Source organism: Alloprevotella sp., assembly GCF_057240785.1.
This window is the reverse complement of sequence record NZ_DBHHRH010000023.1, coordinates 1-17,803: the sequence shown is the minus strand read 5'-3', so window position 1 is coordinate 17,803 and position 17,803 is coordinate 1. Positions and strand designations below refer to the sequence as shown.

10 protein-coding genes and 3 pseudogenes are annotated in these 17,803 nt (G+C 47.0%); 6 read left to right on the top strand and 7 right to left on the bottom strand.

Going from position 1 to position 17,803, the window contains the following annotated elements; genetic code table 11:
• The first annotated feature begins 52 nt into the window (after nucleotides 1-52).
• Together ACO4R2_RS05465 and ACO4R2_RS05460 are read left to right on the top strand one after the other, a co-directional pair.
• A complete protein-coding gene (locus ACO4R2_RS05465) occupies nucleotides 53-1,423 on the top strand; it encodes a TrpB-like pyridoxal phosphate-dependent enzyme (protein ID WP_484769482.1) in 1,371 nt (456 codons plus the stop codon).
• Nucleotides 1,424-1,513: 90 nt separating this feature from the next.
• Entirely contained in the window at nucleotides 1,514-2,686 is a 1,173-nt protein-coding gene (locus ACO4R2_RS05460) for an iron-containing alcohol dehydrogenase (RefSeq protein ID WP_484769481.1), read from the top strand.
• 417 nt (nucleotides 2,687-3,103) lie between these two features.
• On the opposite strand, the gene ACO4R2_RS05455 is transcribed toward ACO4R2_RS05460, so the two are convergent.
• The 7 genes and pseudogenes from ACO4R2_RS05455 to glmS form a co-directional block, all read right to left on the bottom strand.
• The gene (locus ACO4R2_RS05455; protein ID WP_484769480.1) at nucleotides 3,104-3,586 is read right to left on the bottom strand and encodes a hypothetical protein; all 483 of its coding nucleotides are present in this window, start codon (nucleotides 3,584-3,586) and stop codon (nucleotides 3,104-3,106) included.
• 99 nt (nucleotides 3,587-3,685) lie between these two features.
• A complete protein-coding gene (locus ACO4R2_RS05450; protein ID WP_183695841.1) occupies nucleotides 3,686-3,997 on the bottom strand; it encodes a DUF4387 domain-containing protein in 312 nt (103 codons plus the stop codon).
• A gap of 134 nt (nucleotides 3,998-4,131) precedes the next feature.
• Entirely contained in the window at nucleotides 4,132-5,490 is a 1,359-nt protein-coding gene (locus ACO4R2_RS05445; RefSeq protein WP_484769479.1) for an acyclic terpene utilization AtuA family protein, read from the bottom strand.
• 16 nt (nucleotides 5,491-5,506) lie between these two features.
• Nucleotides 5,507-6,751 (bottom strand): methylaspartate ammonia-lyase, encoded by a 1,245-nt coding sequence (locus ACO4R2_RS05440; RefSeq protein WP_484769478.1) that lies wholly within the window; start codon nucleotides 6,749-6,751, stop codon nucleotides 5,507-5,509.
• Between the two features lie 61 nt (nucleotides 6,752-6,812).
• The gene (locus tag ACO4R2_RS05435) at nucleotides 6,813-8,291 is read right to left on the bottom strand and encodes a methylaspartate mutase subunit E (RefSeq protein ID WP_484769477.1); all 1,479 of its coding nucleotides are present in this window, start codon (nucleotides 8,289-8,291) and stop codon (nucleotides 6,813-6,815) included.
• Nucleotides 8,292-8,313: 22 nt separating this feature from the next.
• Complete coding sequence (gene glmL, locus ACO4R2_RS05430; RefSeq protein ID WP_484769476.1) at nucleotides 8,314-9,678, bottom strand: methylaspartate mutase accessory protein GlmL; 1,365 nt, start codon at nucleotides 9,676-9,678, stop codon at nucleotides 8,314-8,316.
• 107 nt (nucleotides 9,679-9,785) lie between these two features.
• Nucleotides 9,786-10,190: pseudogene (gene glmS, locus ACO4R2_RS05425) on the bottom strand (methylaspartate mutase subunit S); the annotation flags it as partial.
• 942 nt (nucleotides 10,191-11,132) lie between these two features.
• Here glmS and ACO4R2_RS05420 point away from each other — a divergent pair.
• The 4 genes and pseudogenes from ACO4R2_RS05420 to ACO4R2_RS05405 all read left to right on the top strand — a co-directional run.
• The gene (locus ACO4R2_RS05420) at nucleotides 11,133-12,326 is read left to right on the top strand and encodes an Lnb N-terminal periplasmic domain-containing protein (RefSeq protein WP_484769475.1); all 1,194 of its coding nucleotides are present in this window, start codon (nucleotides 11,133-11,135) and stop codon (nucleotides 12,324-12,326) included.
• Nucleotides 12,323-13,828 (top strand): alkaline phosphatase family protein, encoded by a 1,506-nt coding sequence (locus ACO4R2_RS05415; protein ID WP_484769474.1) that lies wholly within the window; start codon nucleotides 12,323-12,325, stop codon nucleotides 13,826-13,828. The genes ACO4R2_RS05420 and ACO4R2_RS05415 overlap by 4 nt, the downstream gene beginning before the upstream one ends.
• 128 nt (nucleotides 13,829-13,956) lie before the next feature.
• A pseudogene (locus ACO4R2_RS05410) lies at nucleotides 13,957-15,996 on the top strand (preprotein translocase subunit SecA); the annotation flags it as partial.
• 117 nt (nucleotides 15,997-16,113) lie between these two features.
• A pseudogene (locus ACO4R2_RS05405) lies at nucleotides 16,114-17,385 on the top strand (preprotein translocase subunit SecA); the annotation flags it as partial.
• Between the last annotated feature and the right edge of the window lie 418 nt (nucleotides 17,386-17,803).

Here is a 17,803-nt window from a genome sequence, read left to right as displayed (position 1 = left end):
TACATGTGCTTACACAAACTAAAAGAAACAACACTTAAACGCTTATCTTTTCATGAAACAAAAGAAGTTTTATTTGGCAGAACAAGACTCACCCAAGCAATGGTATAATATATTGGCAGATATGCCCAACAAGCCTCTGCCTCCTCTCAATCCCGCTACTCGCAAACCGTTATCTGTCGAGGATTTGACACGTATCTTCAATCACGAATGTGCAAAACAAGAGCTCGACACGGAGCACAAATGGATTGACATTCCTGAGGAAGTGCAAGAGAAGTACACCTTCTATCGCTCTACCCCACTTGTGCGTGCTTACGCCCTTGAGAAAGCTCTCGGTACAAAGGCACATATCTATTTCAAAAACGAATCTGTCAATCCGCTTGGTTCTCACAAAGTCAATTCTGCCATACCTCAGTGCTACTATTGCAAGCAGGAGGGTGACACTAATGTAACAACGGAAACTGGTGCAGGGCAGTGGGGCGCAGCTCTCTCCTATGCTGCACGTCTTTATGGCTTGGAAGCTGCCGTTTATCAGGTGAAACTCACTATGCAGCAAAAGCCTTACCGCTCCATGATTATGCGCACTTTTGGGGCTACCGTAGAGGGCTCTCCCTCCATGAGTACTCGCGCCGGCAAAAACATTATTACGCGCGACCCTCGCCATACGGGTTCACTCGGCACAGCCATTAGTGAAGCCATCGAACTGGCCACAACAACGCCAGGTTGCAAATACACGTTGGGAAGTGTGCTCAATCATGTCACGCTTCATCAAACCATCATAGGATTGGAAGCAGAAAAACAAATGGAAATGGCGGAAGAATATCCCGACAAAGTTATCGCGTGTTTCGGTGGTGGGAGCAACTTTGGAGGTCTCGCCTTCCCCTTTATGCGCCACGTATTTGACGGCACTCACCCCAATACGGAATTCATCGCAGCAGAGCCCGAAAGTTGCCCTAAACTAACGCGTGGAAAATTTGAGTACGACTTCGGTGATGAGGCTGGTTATACGCCTCTTCTGCCCATGTACACACTGGGACACGACTTCAAACCTGCCAATATCCACGCAGGCGGCCTCCGCTACCATGGTGCAGGAACGCTGGTGTCGCAACTTATCAAAGATGGTCACATGCACGGTGTGGACATTGCTCAATTAGAGGCTTTCAATGCTGGTCTACTTTTTGCACAAGCGGAAGGTATCATTCCCGCACCTGAGAGCTGTCACGCTATTGCTGCCACTATCCGAGAGGCAAGAAAAGCCGACGAAGAAGGGAAAGCACCAGTTCTTCTCTTCTGCCTAAGCGGACACGGACTTATCGATATGCCTTCCTACGACAGCTTCATCTCTGGCGATCTGCAAAACTATTCACTCAGCGACGAAGAAATCAAAGAAAATCTTACTAAAATACCACACGTTGATATCTCGTAGAGATTTGCAGTACGATAAAAGGATAACAAACAACATGGTGTGTTTATCTACAAACCACGGAATAAGCACACATCTAAACAGAAAAGAGATATGTTAGGAAATTTCACTTATCACAATCCAACCAAGCTCTACTTTGGCGAAGATGCACTCAATGGCCTCGCCGAAGAGCTTAAGATGACTGGCCCCACAGTAATGCTCACGTATGGCGGGGGCTCAATAAAACGTAACGGCATCTATGATAGCGTGATAGGATTACTAAAAAAAGCAGGAAAAACTATTGTGGAAGATGCAGGAGTCATGTCGAATCCAACACTGGAAAAGTTGCACGAGGGCATACAAATAGCGCGCAATCAGAAAGTAGATTTCATTCTTGCGGTAGGTGGTGGTTCTGTAGCCGACTACTCTAAGGCGGTGGCGGCTTCAGCCCATTTTGACGGAGATTACTGGAACACATTTTTTGTTCAGCAGCAAAATCCGCCCAAAGAACAAAAGATTCTGCCCGTTGGATGTGTTCTGACGATGGCTGGAACGGGAAGTGAAATGAACGCAGGAAGTGTCATCACGGATGCAGAGCATACCGCAAAAATCGGACACGTATTCGATGACCGTTTAATACCGCGTTTTGCCATTCTCAACCCGCGTTTCACCATGACCGTTCCCAATGAGCAGATGAGAGCTGGTATCTTCGACATATTCAGCCATATCCTTGAGCAGTATTTCTCTGGTACAGACGACAATACGTCAGATTATATTGCTGAAGGATTATTGAAGAGTTTGATTGTGGCAAGTCGCAAGGCTGTGGCAGATCTACAAGACTATGAAGCTCGCTCCAACATAATGTGGACTGCTACTTGGGCGTTGAACACTCTCATTGGATGCGGTAAACGGCAAGACTGGATGGTTCACATGTTTGGCCACTCCATTGGTGCTTACACCCATGCTCCTCACGGTTTTACTTTAGCTGCAGTTTCTCTCCCCTATTATAAACACACACTCCCCTTTGCCGTCTCTCGCTTCAAACGCTTTGCCGAAGAAGTGTGGGGCATCTGCCCTTCAGGAAAAACCGACCATCAAGTGGCGGAAGAAGGACTTGCGGCAATGAAATCATGGATGAAAGAAATAGGACTCCCTCTGACTATCAGCGAGATAGGAGCAACAAACGAGATGCTTGAGGGAATTGCCAAAGGAACGATTATCCTCGATAGTGGCTACCGCAAACTCACCTTCGAAGAGGTCGTAAACATTTTAAAAGAGAGCATGTAACTTACTGCAAGCAGGCTCCGATTAAAGAGAGCTCTCCTATTCATAGAAACATCAAAAATTAAGGCTGAATCTTTTAAAAGAAGATTCAGCCCTTTTAGTAAGAGGAATTTTAATCTTGGCATAATTTCAGCACAACCATGCACTCTCTATAAAAAGCGATATTTCATCGTCACGTTGTCACAAACTTTCATAAAATTCTAATGAATATCCCATTACGAGTGTGACAACAAAATTCAGACAGCAATAATTGTTGTCACACTTAGCTTTGTTGTCACCGCAGATACAATAAGGATGTCAGCTGACGGAATAAGGATGCCAGCTGATAGCCTTATTGTATTTTCAAACGCAATAAGGATATTTTCAGGTTTCAATATCAGCTATATTTGCTGCTTAAGAGTAGCTTTCGCTAGGTAGTTCCTATCTCTGCTTTTTTAGTTCACTTTTATCTAAAACCACATAAATTGTGTCAACTACTCGGCCTTGCTGGGCAGCGCCATTAAGACGCTTGGCAACATTTGCAAAGTCTTTATCAAGCACAGTGACATCGTCCACGAAATAATCGGTCTCGCCGCGATTGGTAAAGATATTTTTAAGTCCCCAAACCTCGTGGTATTTTAGTTTCACTTTCCACCCCTCAACTTGTGCTTGATAGAGCAGCTGAATCAAGGAGTCTTGATCAGTACGGTCGTTGTCGAATGAGAAAGAAAAAGGGGCGCCACTGGTGTTCATACCCGTTTGTGTGAGATTTAGGCGACCTTCCCAACTATCCCATATCACGCCCTTGCGCGTGAACTCTATAAGGTTCCCTACCTTTTCTCCATTGGAATAGTTTTCCTTACAACTGTTCAGCCCTAAGGCAAAAGCCATGAGCATAAGGGCATATAAAAGTTTTTTACTCATAATGATTCTCTTTTGGATGCAGCAAACTTACAAATTTCCGCCGACCAAACAAAAAGTCTGTGCCGGCGGAACTCATCTAATCGTTATTGAAAAAAATTGTTAGATTTCTATTTCCATCCCCATAAGGGGAGCGTGCTGCTGTGCTCCATAAACGTCGGTTTCTCCCAAAGCTCCACTGGGGATTGGGCGGCGGATCGTTATTTTCACAGCCTTTGCGGGGTCGAAATAAACAAGGTGAAACACATCGGTTTCAGGAATGCCATAGAGGGCACAAAACTTTTCCTTGCTCACAGCTTGTGCAGCTTTCACTTTCCCATACGTTTCGAAGTCCTTAAAAATAACATCGAATGTTAGCTCATAAGGCCCTGAGTTTTTGCTTCGAATGACAGAAGCTATATCTATTAGTTTCATGATTTCACAAATAATTTTTTATCAAATGTCCCTCTGGATTTTCCCCACGGTAAAGCTTTCCACATTCATCCCACGGATAACGATTGCGAAATACCTTTTAGAGGACAAAACGAAGGAACAATGATTTCATTTTCTTATAGTTCTAACAAATGTATGGGGAACGGCTCACAAGGATCTGCTACGCGCAATAGGTGATAAACATTGAATTCAAACACCTCTCCCATGCGGCAGTCGCTCGGTGAGAAGGGGAAGGCCAGATTTCCTGCTGTGGAGATGCGTCCCTCATAGCCGTAATGCAACATCGTGCTGCGCGCAAACGAGCAGAGCGTATTGGCCTCCTCCTGCGTGGGAGCAACGGCTTCAATGATTATGAGCAACTCGTCGGACGAGGATTCGGGCGTTTCGGGGAACATGTGCATGACGCCTTTCTTACCGTAGACTTTGAAGTCGAGCCATGTATTCCGACTATCTTTCATATTGAAATTGTCCTCCACTCTATTGCGTACACCACGTATCACCTCATCTATCTGACTAATCATAACGGGGTCGTGTGTAGCTGCAGGCGAAATAGTGCGATAGCCCACGCGGCGAACACCTTCCAGTTTAATATAATAGTCCTCCGTAGGAACGAACTCTGTACCTCTGACTTCCACTTGGCTTTCGCTCAACTGCGTGAAAGTGGTCTTATGCAAGTCGATAGCACCTCCAGGGCCGGGCAGTTCGTAAGGATTACTTTTCTCATAAAGTGAATGAGCAGCAACGGAGAGCGTAGTGCATTTACGTTCAGGATTGAGCGGTTCTACCACAAAACTATCCTTGCGGAGCGTTCCTAACATACAGTCGGAGCCACTTCCTGGCAAAGCCGTGATAGCTGCACACTCCAAGATTTTTCCCATATGGATGGCGAGCGCTTTAGGAAACCCTTTGCTGATGGCAAGGGCTGAAAACTCACACGGATCGTAAGAGCGGCCTGCGAGAATCACTTGTGCTCCCATTTCTAAGGCCTTCATATATGGCTCTTCGCCCATCTGTCCCACAATGTGAATACATTCGTCAACATTCGCTTCGGTGAGTTCTGGAGCAGGACCAAGCGGAGTAACGTTTCCTTTGCGCAACTCTGCTTTGATATAGTCCTTTTCAAATTCAGCATCAATCACGGCCATCTTAAAATGGAGATGCTGCTCACGCGCTATTTCGCGAATAATATTCACCGTAAGCTCTACGTGTGGACGAGCACCGCAACCGCCAGCTGTACCAATCATCAGGGGGATTCCCTCCTCCAGAGCGGCAGGTATCATAATAGAAAGGTCGCGTTTCACTGCATTATTGTCTGTAAAACTATAGCCCGCGCCCAAATAGTATGGGCCTGGGTCTGTCGAGCCTGCATCGCAGGCAATGACATCTGGGTGACGACGCATTCCTTCCTTGAAGGATTGCTCTGGAAAGCCATAGCCAAGAATGGCCGTTGGAGATAAAACTTTCAATTCTTCCATAACGATTCCTCCTTTTCTACTTTGCTGCTCTGACGGCCAATATGCGAGCCATCTCGTTATATACAATCATATAACCCTCGTCCACTCCCATTCCTGGTTTGGCAAGATACTGCACGGGGCGAGTAGCCATAGCAATGTGGGCACATACTTCGGCTGATCGGTTTGTTTCGTTACAAGTACCACCCAAATAAGCGCCCATGCCATGTTCTTTACAATAGAGCACAGCTTCTATAGAGTTGTTAATACCTCCCAAGTCGGGCGTTTTGATTTGTGCCATGTGGCCAGCTTTAGCTTCTGTGAAGTCGCGCACATCCTCAAAGGTATTACACCATTCATCGGCCACAATCTCAGCGTCAGTACCGATAGCCTCCATGTGGCGACGGATAGCGGCCAATGCTTCTATCTGAGCTTGTTTTTCTCCCATATCTACTGGCCCTTCCACACGCAGTTTGAAAGGTTTTGCCACTTCTGCCAATTCGGAGATATACTCGGCAATGCGTTTGAAATCATTATCGAAAACAATTCCGAGCGTTCCGTAAACATCTATGTGGAACACGGGTTGATAGTCGGGGCGCGGTCGTTTCTCAATCACTCTATTGCGAAGCCATTCAACATAAGCGCGGATTTTCTCACCTTTCCAGCCCACTTTGTCTTCTACATGATTGAAAAGCGCGTGAGGTAGTACGGCAGCTGTCTTCATAATCATCTTATCGGCATTGAGGTAGCGATCATCACCCGACTGAGTGAAGATGGGAATCATCTCCTCGCTAACTTTTGTGCCATACTCTTCGGCCACAACTTCTGCCATAAGTTTGTGCTGACTCTTGGCCACTGCATCCAAGCAGGCTTGTGTAATGCCGTAGCGGATGGCGGTATGGTAAATCTTACCTGTAGTGGGAGATACCATTTTGTCTACTATGTTAGCCAACTCGCGGAAGGAGGTGATTTCCAAACCTTCGTAATGCGGGGCTATTTCCTTTTCAATGACGGGTATAAAGTCTTTGGCCAAAAACAGAGGGTCGCGGCCGCCTGCACCAGAGTATTGCACTGCGGCACAATCGCCATGAGCCATTTGGCCATCTTCGAGCAAAAAGAGAACAGATATGGATTCGCCAGCTTGGCGAACACTGGTAAAGCCTGGTGTAACAGGCTCGCCCGTATAGAAGTTGCCATCGTTGCGTGCTCCAGCTTTGATGGCGCGCTGATCGTCAAAGAAAAAACCTGTTTTCCCTGCTGAGCAAATCACTTTCTTGATTTTCATAGTGGTATCAATTATTTTGTTGTGTTTTGGGTTATTTGTATTGGCGAACTCATCAGAGTGTCTATCCAATCATTATATTCTCTGTTTCGGGACGTCCCACAAGGAACCCCTTTTCTATAGCGTAAACATCGTCTATCACCATTTGTAAACTAACGGGGCGACCTTCGTGGCGCGCACGTTCTTCAAGTCGTTCTCGATGAAAGTCTTTCAGAGCTTGAGAGAAAGGAAGATGCCCCATTTCTAAGATGCGTATAGCACCTTTATCATCGCGTGCGGGAAGTACTTTACCCGCGTTGTTGCGGTTAGGCGCAAACGGAATATCAAGAACGCCGGCTTCGAAACCAGCCACTGCGCCGAGTGCCATATCGCCCTTACCCAGTTCCTCTACCTTATCAAGGATACATTTCATTTCGGCTTCAATGATTTCCGACTCCTTGATAACTTCAGGTATATTGCGGAGATCTTGATCGCGAAGCATTGAAATGAGCTGTTTTGTTGCGCGAAGTCCCGAAGCATTGGCTTCTTTCGTCGGCACGCCATAGGCCTCGTGTGGGGTCTTTACGATAACTTTTGTGGCCTTTGCCAAAGCGGCAGCAGCAGCTCCCCAACTGATCACGCCGAAGGCTTTGGATTCGTCTTGGGGGAATCCGCCCATCCATTGGTGGAACACGGTTGTAATGCGAGTATCGTCGAAACCATACTTGTTCATATACTTCTTGGCCATTCGGTCAAGGGCGCGGATGGCTGCAACGTCTTGTATCAAATTGCCGCACTGGCCATAACCCACAGTTAAATCCTTCACGCCTTGGGTCGCTGCGAGCAATCCTTCGATAATGGCTACTGAGTTACTGATACACGGCGGAATCAGCGTACCCGTCAAAGGGCCAAAGGGTTCGCGATTGATGCTAACGCCAGCTTCCTCATACATGCCGATAAGACGGTCTGTATATTGCCAATGACGAATAGTTTTTGCTACAGAATGGTTCTTGGAGTACGGAATATTATAAGAGATACCGCCGCCCTCAAAAGAGGTGAAACCACCCGCCATCGTTATTTCGGTGAGCAGTCGAGCATCGGGCGTACCGTGGCGCACCTGCACTGGATTGCGGAGCGCAGAAGTAACAATGCGGCAGATATTGACACCGTAATTAACAGCAGGGAAACCATTGAGCATGGAACGGCCCGAGATTTTACTTTTCTCAATGCCCACTTCTACTTCATTATAGCGATTCAAGCGCGTATAACTGTCGATGGTAGTCGGCAGAAGGTCGGCTCCGCCTTTGTCCTCAAGAAATTGCAACAACTCTATCTGCTCGCGATAGAGTGCCACACCTGCACGCGGCTGTATCAATGTCACTTTGTCGGCAACGGCCTTTTGGAGTTTTTCACCAAAACGTTTTTCACGAGGAATCTGAAGCTGGTAGTCAACAGCATCTTGGAAATTTACCCCACCACCCGTGGGCCACTGGGCCAAGACTTCTTGTCGCTCGGCCATAAATTCACCTTCTGGAATTCTTTCGTTTTTTAGTTTGGTTTCCATATTGGTATTATAAGATTATTAGTTATACTGAACGAGAGACTCTTCCTACTTCCTTCAATGTAGCTTTCATCAGTTCGAAAGCCAATTCTGGATTTGTTTGGGAGAGCAAGCCCATTGCGGCAAATATATATTGCCCATCGAGCATGAGGCGTGGACGGCGCGGTTTAGCTATCTCGGGATGGCACAGGTCATATACACTGCCTTTTAGAATCTCTTCTGGATGACTGCTCCCTAAGAGTACACCGCCAATGCCTATCATCAGCGGAACACTCATTAAGTCTTTCCCCTCCAAAGTGTGCATCAATCCGAGCGGAGTATAAACATCGGCCATCCGTCCACAATGACGTTCAACGGCCACAGAGACGGCCATGCGCCCCAGCAGTTCTTCCATTTGCTTTTCTTCGCTATCGGCTAAAGCCAGTGTTTCGGGCTGGGCCACACAACGTTCCACCCAACTGCGAAGTTCGGCAGACGGATTTTCCATCTGCTCCAACACATGAGGAAGACTATAACGCATACCCAAATCGCCTTCTACGGTGCGCTTACTCCAAGGTTCTGGAAGCCCCTTAGTAAGCGTACTTTCCACCGTTGGCTCTCCCGAAGCCATAGAATAGACATCCGTGGTAGCACCTCCCACATCAACGGCCATCAAGTCGCCCAAACCTTCTTGTTGCTCCGTTCCTCGACTCAGTAGCTCGCAGGCTTGCAACACGGCAAGCGGTGTGGGAATAATTTGGTGGGATGTTAGAGCCTGCACCTTTGATAGGCCTTTGGCTTCTACTATGCGAGAGATAAACAACTGCCGAATGGCATCTCGCGCAGGCTCAATATTGAGCCGGTTGAACTCGGGCATCACATTCTCCGTCAGCACATAGGGTTTGCCTGCCGCTTCAAAGATTTCGACAATATCGTCGGTAGCACTTTTGTTGCCGGCAATGATGGTGGTGAAAGGGCGCTCAATGGAGCAGAGACGACGCGCATTGGCCGTTATCACTTCTTTGTTGCCCCCATCCGTACCGCCACAGAGCAACACGAGGTCCGGATTCAAATCGTAAATTTCTTGCTCCTCACGTTTGCTTATCTCGTAGGCAAACGTCTGCATCACTTTCGCTCCTGCATTAGAGGCGGCAGTGCGAGCGGCTTTTGCTGTCAGATCGGGAACAAGGCCGAGCGCCACCATCTTTAATCCGCCGGCGGCACTGCTACAGACGAGCATATCGTCCCATACGAAATCGCCCAACACATTTAGGGCGTGTTGAAGCCCTAAGGTGACATCTTCGGCTATCGTCGTGAAGGCGCGCGCCGTGCCCACAATCTTTCGCAAGTCGCCATCGATGGCTGTCACTTTCGTGTAAGTACTGCCTATGTCGACTGCTATATATTTCATAATGGAGTACTTTCAGTGGTTGTTCCAACAGTTGTGGCTGCTTGTAGGGTCGAGTTTTTCATGGCTTCTTCCCCATCTTCCGCCATTTCGACCGCTGGTTCTGTCAGTCCTACAGCTCTACGGATATCAACGAGCGTACATTCTATAGGGGTGTTGGGAGGATAAACATAATCGAAGCCCATCTTGCGGAAGCGCGCTTCAACATCTTTGAAATCTTGCTTACCCACCACGAGGTTACCTCCTACGAAGAGAGGTAATCCTTTAAGACCGGCCTCATCACACTTCTCGCGGAAGCCCATGCAGTCGATCTCGCCGTGTCCATAAAGAGACGACACTATGATAGCATCAGCTTGCGTTTCAACAGCTGCCTCTATAAATTCTTCCTGAGAGACCATCACACCGAGGTTTACCACATTGAAGCCTTTTTGCTTCAGCGTTAAATCAATAATCTTATTGCCTACGGCATGGACATCGGCTCCAATAACGCCAATGACAATTGTTTTTTTATCCATAGCATAATCTTTTTTTGTTAGTGGAGGTCTGCGGACGAAAAGCTTCGTACGATTAACGAGCAAAACTCGCTTACTCGAAAACTGCTAAATTCTATCCACTGACACTCACTATTAGTTATTTTTAGTGTCAGATTAACATTACGCTGCCTAATATAAGGCGTTAAATTTGAAACTTTACATTTTTTCAAAGGTTTTTTTGATAAAAAACTTTCTTTTTGCCAAAAAACTGCTTTTCGGCATGTTTTCACAAACTTTTATACACTCTTCGAAGGGGAAATAAGGAGAAATCTTGACGAAGAGAAGGAAAAGAACTGGAGCTTGTATTTTTGTCAAAAATCTTCGTATTCTATAGGCCTGAGAATCGTTTGAAATCCAACTCAAACGCCTTCGGCCGAAAAGAACGCCGTTTTGAAACACCACTACAATAAGGCAATTTCTAATTCCTCAAGGAGAAAATAAAATTTCTATAGGCGGAATTAAAATTCCTATAAGGGAAATTTCAAATACAATAAGGATATTGGCGGACACAATAAGCAAATCAGCTGACTTCTTTATTGTATTTTCACCCCAAATAAAGCTAAAAAGAGATTTTTAGGAGAAAAATGTAGGTTTCTTTGAGGCGGTGAATTGGATTTTAAGAAAAAAGAAGAGCGCAACACTGCTAAGTTTAGCTTTGAAGTACTTTTTCTCGCGCTAGATTGAAAAAGTCGTTTGTCAAACAATTGGACGGTAAAGCAGAATAAATTTACAGCAGTACTAAGAAAGACTTTACGCAGATTTGTGCGAACAAAGAAAAAACGGAAGGGAGAAGGTGGAAATCTCCTCGAAGAGGGAAGAAGGAGAAGAGAACACCTCAGATATTTTCTCTATTTTATATATAGGAGTGATTTTATTACAAACGAAAAGGATTGGTTAAGTTTGTTTTCGTAACTTTGCAGCCGAATGCGCAAATACTTGTACATATTGATTTCTTGGTTGCTCGCGTTGCCATTAGCCGCCCAGTCTGACTCGCTCAAAGCCAGTTTGCTGACATGTGCTCCAGGCACGAAGAGTTACGAGCTTTACGGCCATACGGCTTTGCGCATTCAAAACACAAAAACGGGCGACGACTGGGTATTTAACTACGGGATTTTTTCTTTCCAAGATGCCGGCCGCTTTACCTGGGAATTCACGCTCGGAAAGGCCGACTATATTCTCGGAGTGGTAAGTTTTCCCGATTTTTCGGCCGAATATACTGAGCGACAACGCCCCGTGAGAGAACAAAAGCTCAATATCTCTTCCCAACAAACGGCAGAACTTTTCCAGAATCTTGTGCTCAACGCACAGCCTGAGAATAGAAGTTATCGTTACAACTTTCTGCGTGACAATTGCACCTCACGGGCTATTGACATGATAGGAAAAGTGGCACCGTTCGCCCTTCCTGCTGATAAGCAACCATCTACGACCTATAGGGATATCATTCATAGCTATACACAGGATTCTCCGTGGTTAGAATTTGGACAAGACCTCATTCTGGGATGTGACGTGGATACACTGCTAAATCAGCACGCACGAATGATGTTCCCCCTCTTGGCCGAACAAATGCTTACGCAAGCCACCACAAAAGATAACTTGGGCAACAGCATACCTTTGCTAAAAGATGAAACGATAGTAGTAAACGTGCCACAAGCTGCGCCTTCTGCCACGCCTTTTACTCCACTCATGGTGGCTATACTGCTCTTGTGCTCTACTGTAGCACTTAGTTGGACCGAACTCCGCACGGGACGCGTTTTTCGCCTTTTCGATAACACGCTAATGCTGGTGCAGGGCTTGGCAGGTTTGGTGGTTTTTGTGCTGTTCTTCTTCTCTGCTCAACCAGCGGTAGGAAGCAACTGGCTCATAGGTGTCCTCAATCCGCTTCCTCTTATTTGGCTTCCCATAAAAATAATGCGTGAACACCGAGGCTTACAGGACTATTATCTTCCCTTATATGGGACACTTGCAGCCGTATTTACACTGGTTGTTGCTGGCCTACAGCTACAAACAATCCCTACAGCCATGCTGCTTTTGGCATTGTGTTTGCTAATGCGTGGGCTTATTTCTATCATCCGCTGGCGATGCAGACCGCTGCTTGCTGGCACTTCTTCTGACAAATGACTACAAAACAAGGACGATTCCTCATATCCCTTCTCACCGCAATAACGGTGTTGACGGCTGCAGAACCTGCTGCAGCAGGGACGACCGTCCCGCGTCTTGTAGTGAACATACTGGTCGATGGATTGCGTAGCGATTACGTTCAGGCTTTTATGCCGCTTTACGGCCCCGATGGCTTCCGTCGATTGATCGGACAAGGACTAGTCTATTCACAAGCAGAAAATCCTTCGGCTTGGGCCGACCACGCTGCAACAGCAGCAACTATTTCTACAGGTACAACCCCTTCCGATCATGGCATCATAGGTTTGCGCTGGACGGACCGCAAGACGTTGCGCCCTGTGTCCTGCACCGGTACTAACGACAGTCCGCAATATCTGAGCGTCTCCACACTAGGCGACGAAATGAAGATAGCCACCAACGGGCGGGCCCTCGTCTATTCCATAGCTCCTCTTAAGGAATGTGCCATTCTATCGGGCGGCCATTCTACGGATGCTACTGTATGGATGGATGCACGGACTGGACGCTGGACTACTTCAGCATATTTCGGAACGTTGCCTTCATGGGTACGCGCTGAGAACAATCAAACGCTGCCAACGCTTTGGAAGCCGCTCAACGAACTGGTGGGTAATTTCAACTACTTCCCCTCGGGAGGAATGAAGAAGCCTTTTGCCCACAAACTCACGGCAAATCAGCTTCCGACAAGCGGACTTGTGAACGAAATGGTGGCTCGCCTTGCATCAACGGCTATAAACGGCAGTATGTTGGGGCAGGACGAAATTTCGGATCTCTTATCGCTCACATTCTACGCTGGCGGAAAGCCATCGATGGAACTACAAGATACGTATGTTCGTCTTGACCGTTCGCTGGCAGAACTTTTGCAGGCCATAGACCGACATATCGGTTTGCAAAACACTTTGATAGCTCTAACGTCTACTGGGACGTCCGAAGAAGACGAAGAAGAAGATTTACACAAATATAACGTGCCGACGGGGGCATTCGACATGAAGCGCTCAGCTTCCTTGCTCAACATGTACCTCGCAGCAGTCTATGGACAAGGAAACTATGTAGAGGCGTGCTACGGACGGCAGATATACCTCAACAGGAAGTTCATAGAAAACAAGCAAATCAATCTTGGCGAACTTTTAGAACGTTGTCAGGATTTCTTACTGCAACTTGACGGCGTAAAGGATGTTTATACCTCACAACGCCTCATACAAGGAGCTTGGACACCAGGTATTAGCAAAATTCGCAACGGATATAACGCGCGCACTTCGGGCGACATCCTCATTGAGGTGGCTCCCGGTTGGCGCTACACCAATACTGACGATCAGAAAAACCAACAGGTTCGGGCAACATATATCTCGTTTCCTATTATTTTCTTTGGTTACGGCATCACCCACGAGGAGGTAACAACGCCCGTAACCATCGACTACATCGCCCCAACGCTCAGCAAGGCGATTCGTATTAGAGCTCCGAACGGTTGCAAGCTACAGCCGCTCAAATAATGGCTACAATTCGTTTGTCGCAGGTGAACGGCGACAAACATCTCGTTGCTACCACTCATTATATATATAGTGACGCAACATTACAACAACTTTATTTATTCTCCATTTGATAACAAAAAAATACAAATATGGATATAATTAAATTCCTCCAAAAGCTATTCGGCGACAAGAGCCAGCGCGATATGAAGCTGATTCAGCCGCTTGTAGAAAAGATTAAGGCCGCCGCCGCTGAGATTGAGGCGCTCGACAATGATGGCCTTCGAGCTAAGACGCAAGAACTGAAAGAAAAAGTTCAGCACTCTGCGGACGACATCAAGGAAAAGATAACCGAGCTCAAAGCAAAGATTGAAGAAACTCCTATTGAGGACCGCGAACCGATTTTCAATCAAATCGACAAACTCGAAAAGGATGTTCTCGAACGCTACGAAGAAGCACTCAACGAAGTTATGCCCCAAGTGTTCGCTATTGTTAAGGACACGGCGCGCCGCTTTACTGAAAACGAAATCATAGAGGTGACGGCTAACGACTTCGACCGCGAACTGGCCACCACACACGACTTCGTCACCATTGAAGGAGAGAAAGCTCTCTATAAGAACCACTGGGTTGCTGGCGGCAATGAGGTAACGTGGAACATGATCCACTACGATGTTCAGCTCTTTGGTGGTGTTGTTCTGCATCAAGGTAAAATCGCCGAGATGGCTACGGGTGAAGGTAAGACACTTGTATCTACGCTGCCCGTCTTCCTTAATGCACTGACAGGTAACGGGGTTCACGTCGTGACTGTGAACGACTATCTCGCCAAGCGTGACTCTGAATGGAACGGTCCTATATATATGTTCCACGGTTTCAGCGTTGACTGCATCGACAAACACGAACCTAACTCACAGTCGCGCCGTCAGGCTTACTTGGCTGATATTACATTTGGTACGAATAACGAGTTTGGTTTCGACTACCTTCGTGATAACATGGCAATGAGCCCAGCAGATCTCGTACAGCGTGGACATAACTTCGCGATTGTCGATGAGGTTGACTCAGTGCTTATTGATGACGCTCGTACGCCGCTGATTATTTCTGGTCCTGTGCCTAAGGGTGACGATCAGATGTATGAGCAGTATCAACCGCTGGTAGAACGCCTCGTGAATGTTCAGCGAAAACTCGCTACTGAGTATCTTGCCGAAGCGAAGAAACTGATTGCTGAAGGAAAGACAGAAGAAGGTTTCCTCTCTCTCTATCGCAGCCACAAGGCTCTGCCTAAAAACAAACCGCTCATTAAGTTCCTCTCCGAACCGGGCGTAAAAGCTGGTATGCTCAAGACGGAAGAAATCTATATGGAGAATAACAACAAACGAATGCCCGAAGCTGTCGAGCCGCTTTACTTTGTTGTTGATGAAAAGATGAATTCTGTCGACCTGACGGATAAAGGTAGTGCTTGGTTGGCTAAAGAAGTGAACAACGACAAACTCTTTGTCCTCCCCGACATTACTTCTGAAATGTCGGAAGTAGAAGCCGACACAACGCTGAGTGAGCAAGAGCGCGTTGACAAGAAAGACCAGATGCTGGCTGAGTACGCAATCCAGAGCGACCGTGTACACACACTCCTGCAGCTCCTCAAAGCCTACTCCATGTTTAATATCAACGAAGAATACGTTGTTATGGACGGACAGGTAAAAATCGTAGACGAACAGACGGGTCGTATTATGGAAGGCCGCCGCTGGAGCGATGGTCTGCACCAAGCTGTGGAGGCTAAGGAGCACGTGAAAGTAGAAGCTGCCACACAAACCTTTGCTACCATCACGCTACAGAACTATTTCCGTATGTACCACAAGCTCTCCGGTATGACAGGTACTGCATCTACGGAAGCAGGTGAGTTCTGGAACATCTACAAGTTGGATGTAGTGGAGATTCCAACAAACCGCCCCATCCTTCGCAATGATATGAACGACCGCGTATACCGCACGCAGCGTGAGAAGTATAAGGCCGTTATCGAAGAAATCGAAAAGATGCGCCTACAAGGCCGTCCGGTGCTCGTGGGTACCACTAGCGTTGAGGTCAGCGAGCTTTTGGGCCGTATGCTTGACTTGCGTCGCATCCCACATCAGATTCTTAATGCAAAACTTCACCAACAGGAGGCACAGGTTGTTGCGCAAGCAGGTAAGAGCACATTGGGCAAGTCCTATATTGCTGCCGATGGTACTGCGTTTGGTGATAAGCAAAGTGCCGAACTATATCAGAAGAGCATCAACGACAATACTCCGGGTGAAGTTCGCGAAGAAGAACGCCTCTTGGGTGCAGTGACTATCGCCACAAACATGGCAGGTCGTGGTACCGACATCAAACTTTCCGACGAAGTAAAAGAAGCTGGTGGTTTGGCCATCATAGGTACGGAGCGCCACGAAAGTCGTCGCGTCGATCGCCAGTTGCGTGGTCGTGCCGGCCGTCAAGGCGACCCAGGCTCTTCAGTATTCTTCGTAAGCCTTGAAGATAAACTTATGCGCCTATTTGCTAGCGAACGTATCGCCAAAGTTATGGACCGACTCGGTTTCAAGGATGGTGAGATGATTGAAGCTAAGATGGTGAACAACTCCATTGAGCGCGCACAAAAGAGAGTGGAAGAAAACAACTTCGGTATCCGTAAGCGTTTGTTGGAATATGATGATGTGATGAACAAGCAGCGTACTGTAATCTACGAGAAACGCCGCCACGCCCTCATGGGAGAGCGCATAGGCATGGATATCTCCAATATGATTTGGGACCGCATTGTTACCATTATCGACAGAGCAGGCAACGACTACGAACGCTGCCGCGAACAGTTCCTCGACATTATGGCGATGGAAGTTCCCTTCACAGAGGAAGAACTGCTCAATAAGAACCGCGACGAACTCAAGGAACAATCTTTCCAAGCAGCAGTAGCCAATTTCCGCCGCCGTACAGACCGCTTGGCCGAAGTGGCTATGCCTGTCATCAAGCAGGTGTATGAAAACCAAGGCGAGCAATATGAGAACATTCTCATTCCTATCAGCGACGGACGCCTCGTTTATAACATCCGCACAAATCTGAAGCAGGCTTACGAAAGCGAGAGCAAGGAAGTGACACGCGACTTTGAGAAGGCCATTCTACTTCACAACATCGACGATGCTTGGAAGGAGAACCTCCGCGCTCTCGACGACTTGAAGAAATCTGTGCAGAATGCGTCCTACGAGCAGAAAGATCCGCTTCTCGTCTTCAAACTCGAAAGTGTGAAACTCTTTGACGACATGGTGGACCGCATTAATAACAACAGCGTTAGCACTTTGATGCGCTGCCAGATTCCTGTAGCAGCCCCCGAAGAGGTTCGTGAAGCCGAAGAGGATGTTCACGAAAATCAGAACTATACTACCAATCGCGGTAGCGAAGACCCGATGGCTGATCCCGATCAACAGGCTGCAGCAGGACAGGACACACGTGCTCAACATCCGCAGCGACCTATCGTGAAAGACAAGATGCCGGGGCGCAACGATCCTTGTCCATGTGGTAGCGGCAAGAAGTTTAAGAACTGCCACGGCAAAGGCATCGTTTAAGACATGTTTTTGATAATTTAGACTCATAGGCCTAAACAAACATCTTCATATTTACAAAGACAGCCACTCCCCTCAGCGGGTTGAGTGGCTGCCTTTTTTCGTTTTCCAACCTTATTTGTCGGAAGCATCCGAAAGTTGCCTATTCTCCTACTATTACCGCCTAATTCTTTTACATTATACCAGCTGTAAAGAGAAGAGGAAATTTCTCTAAATCAAGCCACAAACTCAGTTTTTATACATTACGAAGGATTCGCCGGAGGGGAAAAACTCTGTTTCCTCTTCAGAAGAATCTTTTCAATAAGGAAAAACTTTTCGACATTCCATTTTTATCGAAAAGCAGAAAAGAGGAATCTGTAATTTTCCGGCATAAGTGACAAAAAGAGACCTAAAATGGGTCTCTTTTTCTCTTATATGCCAA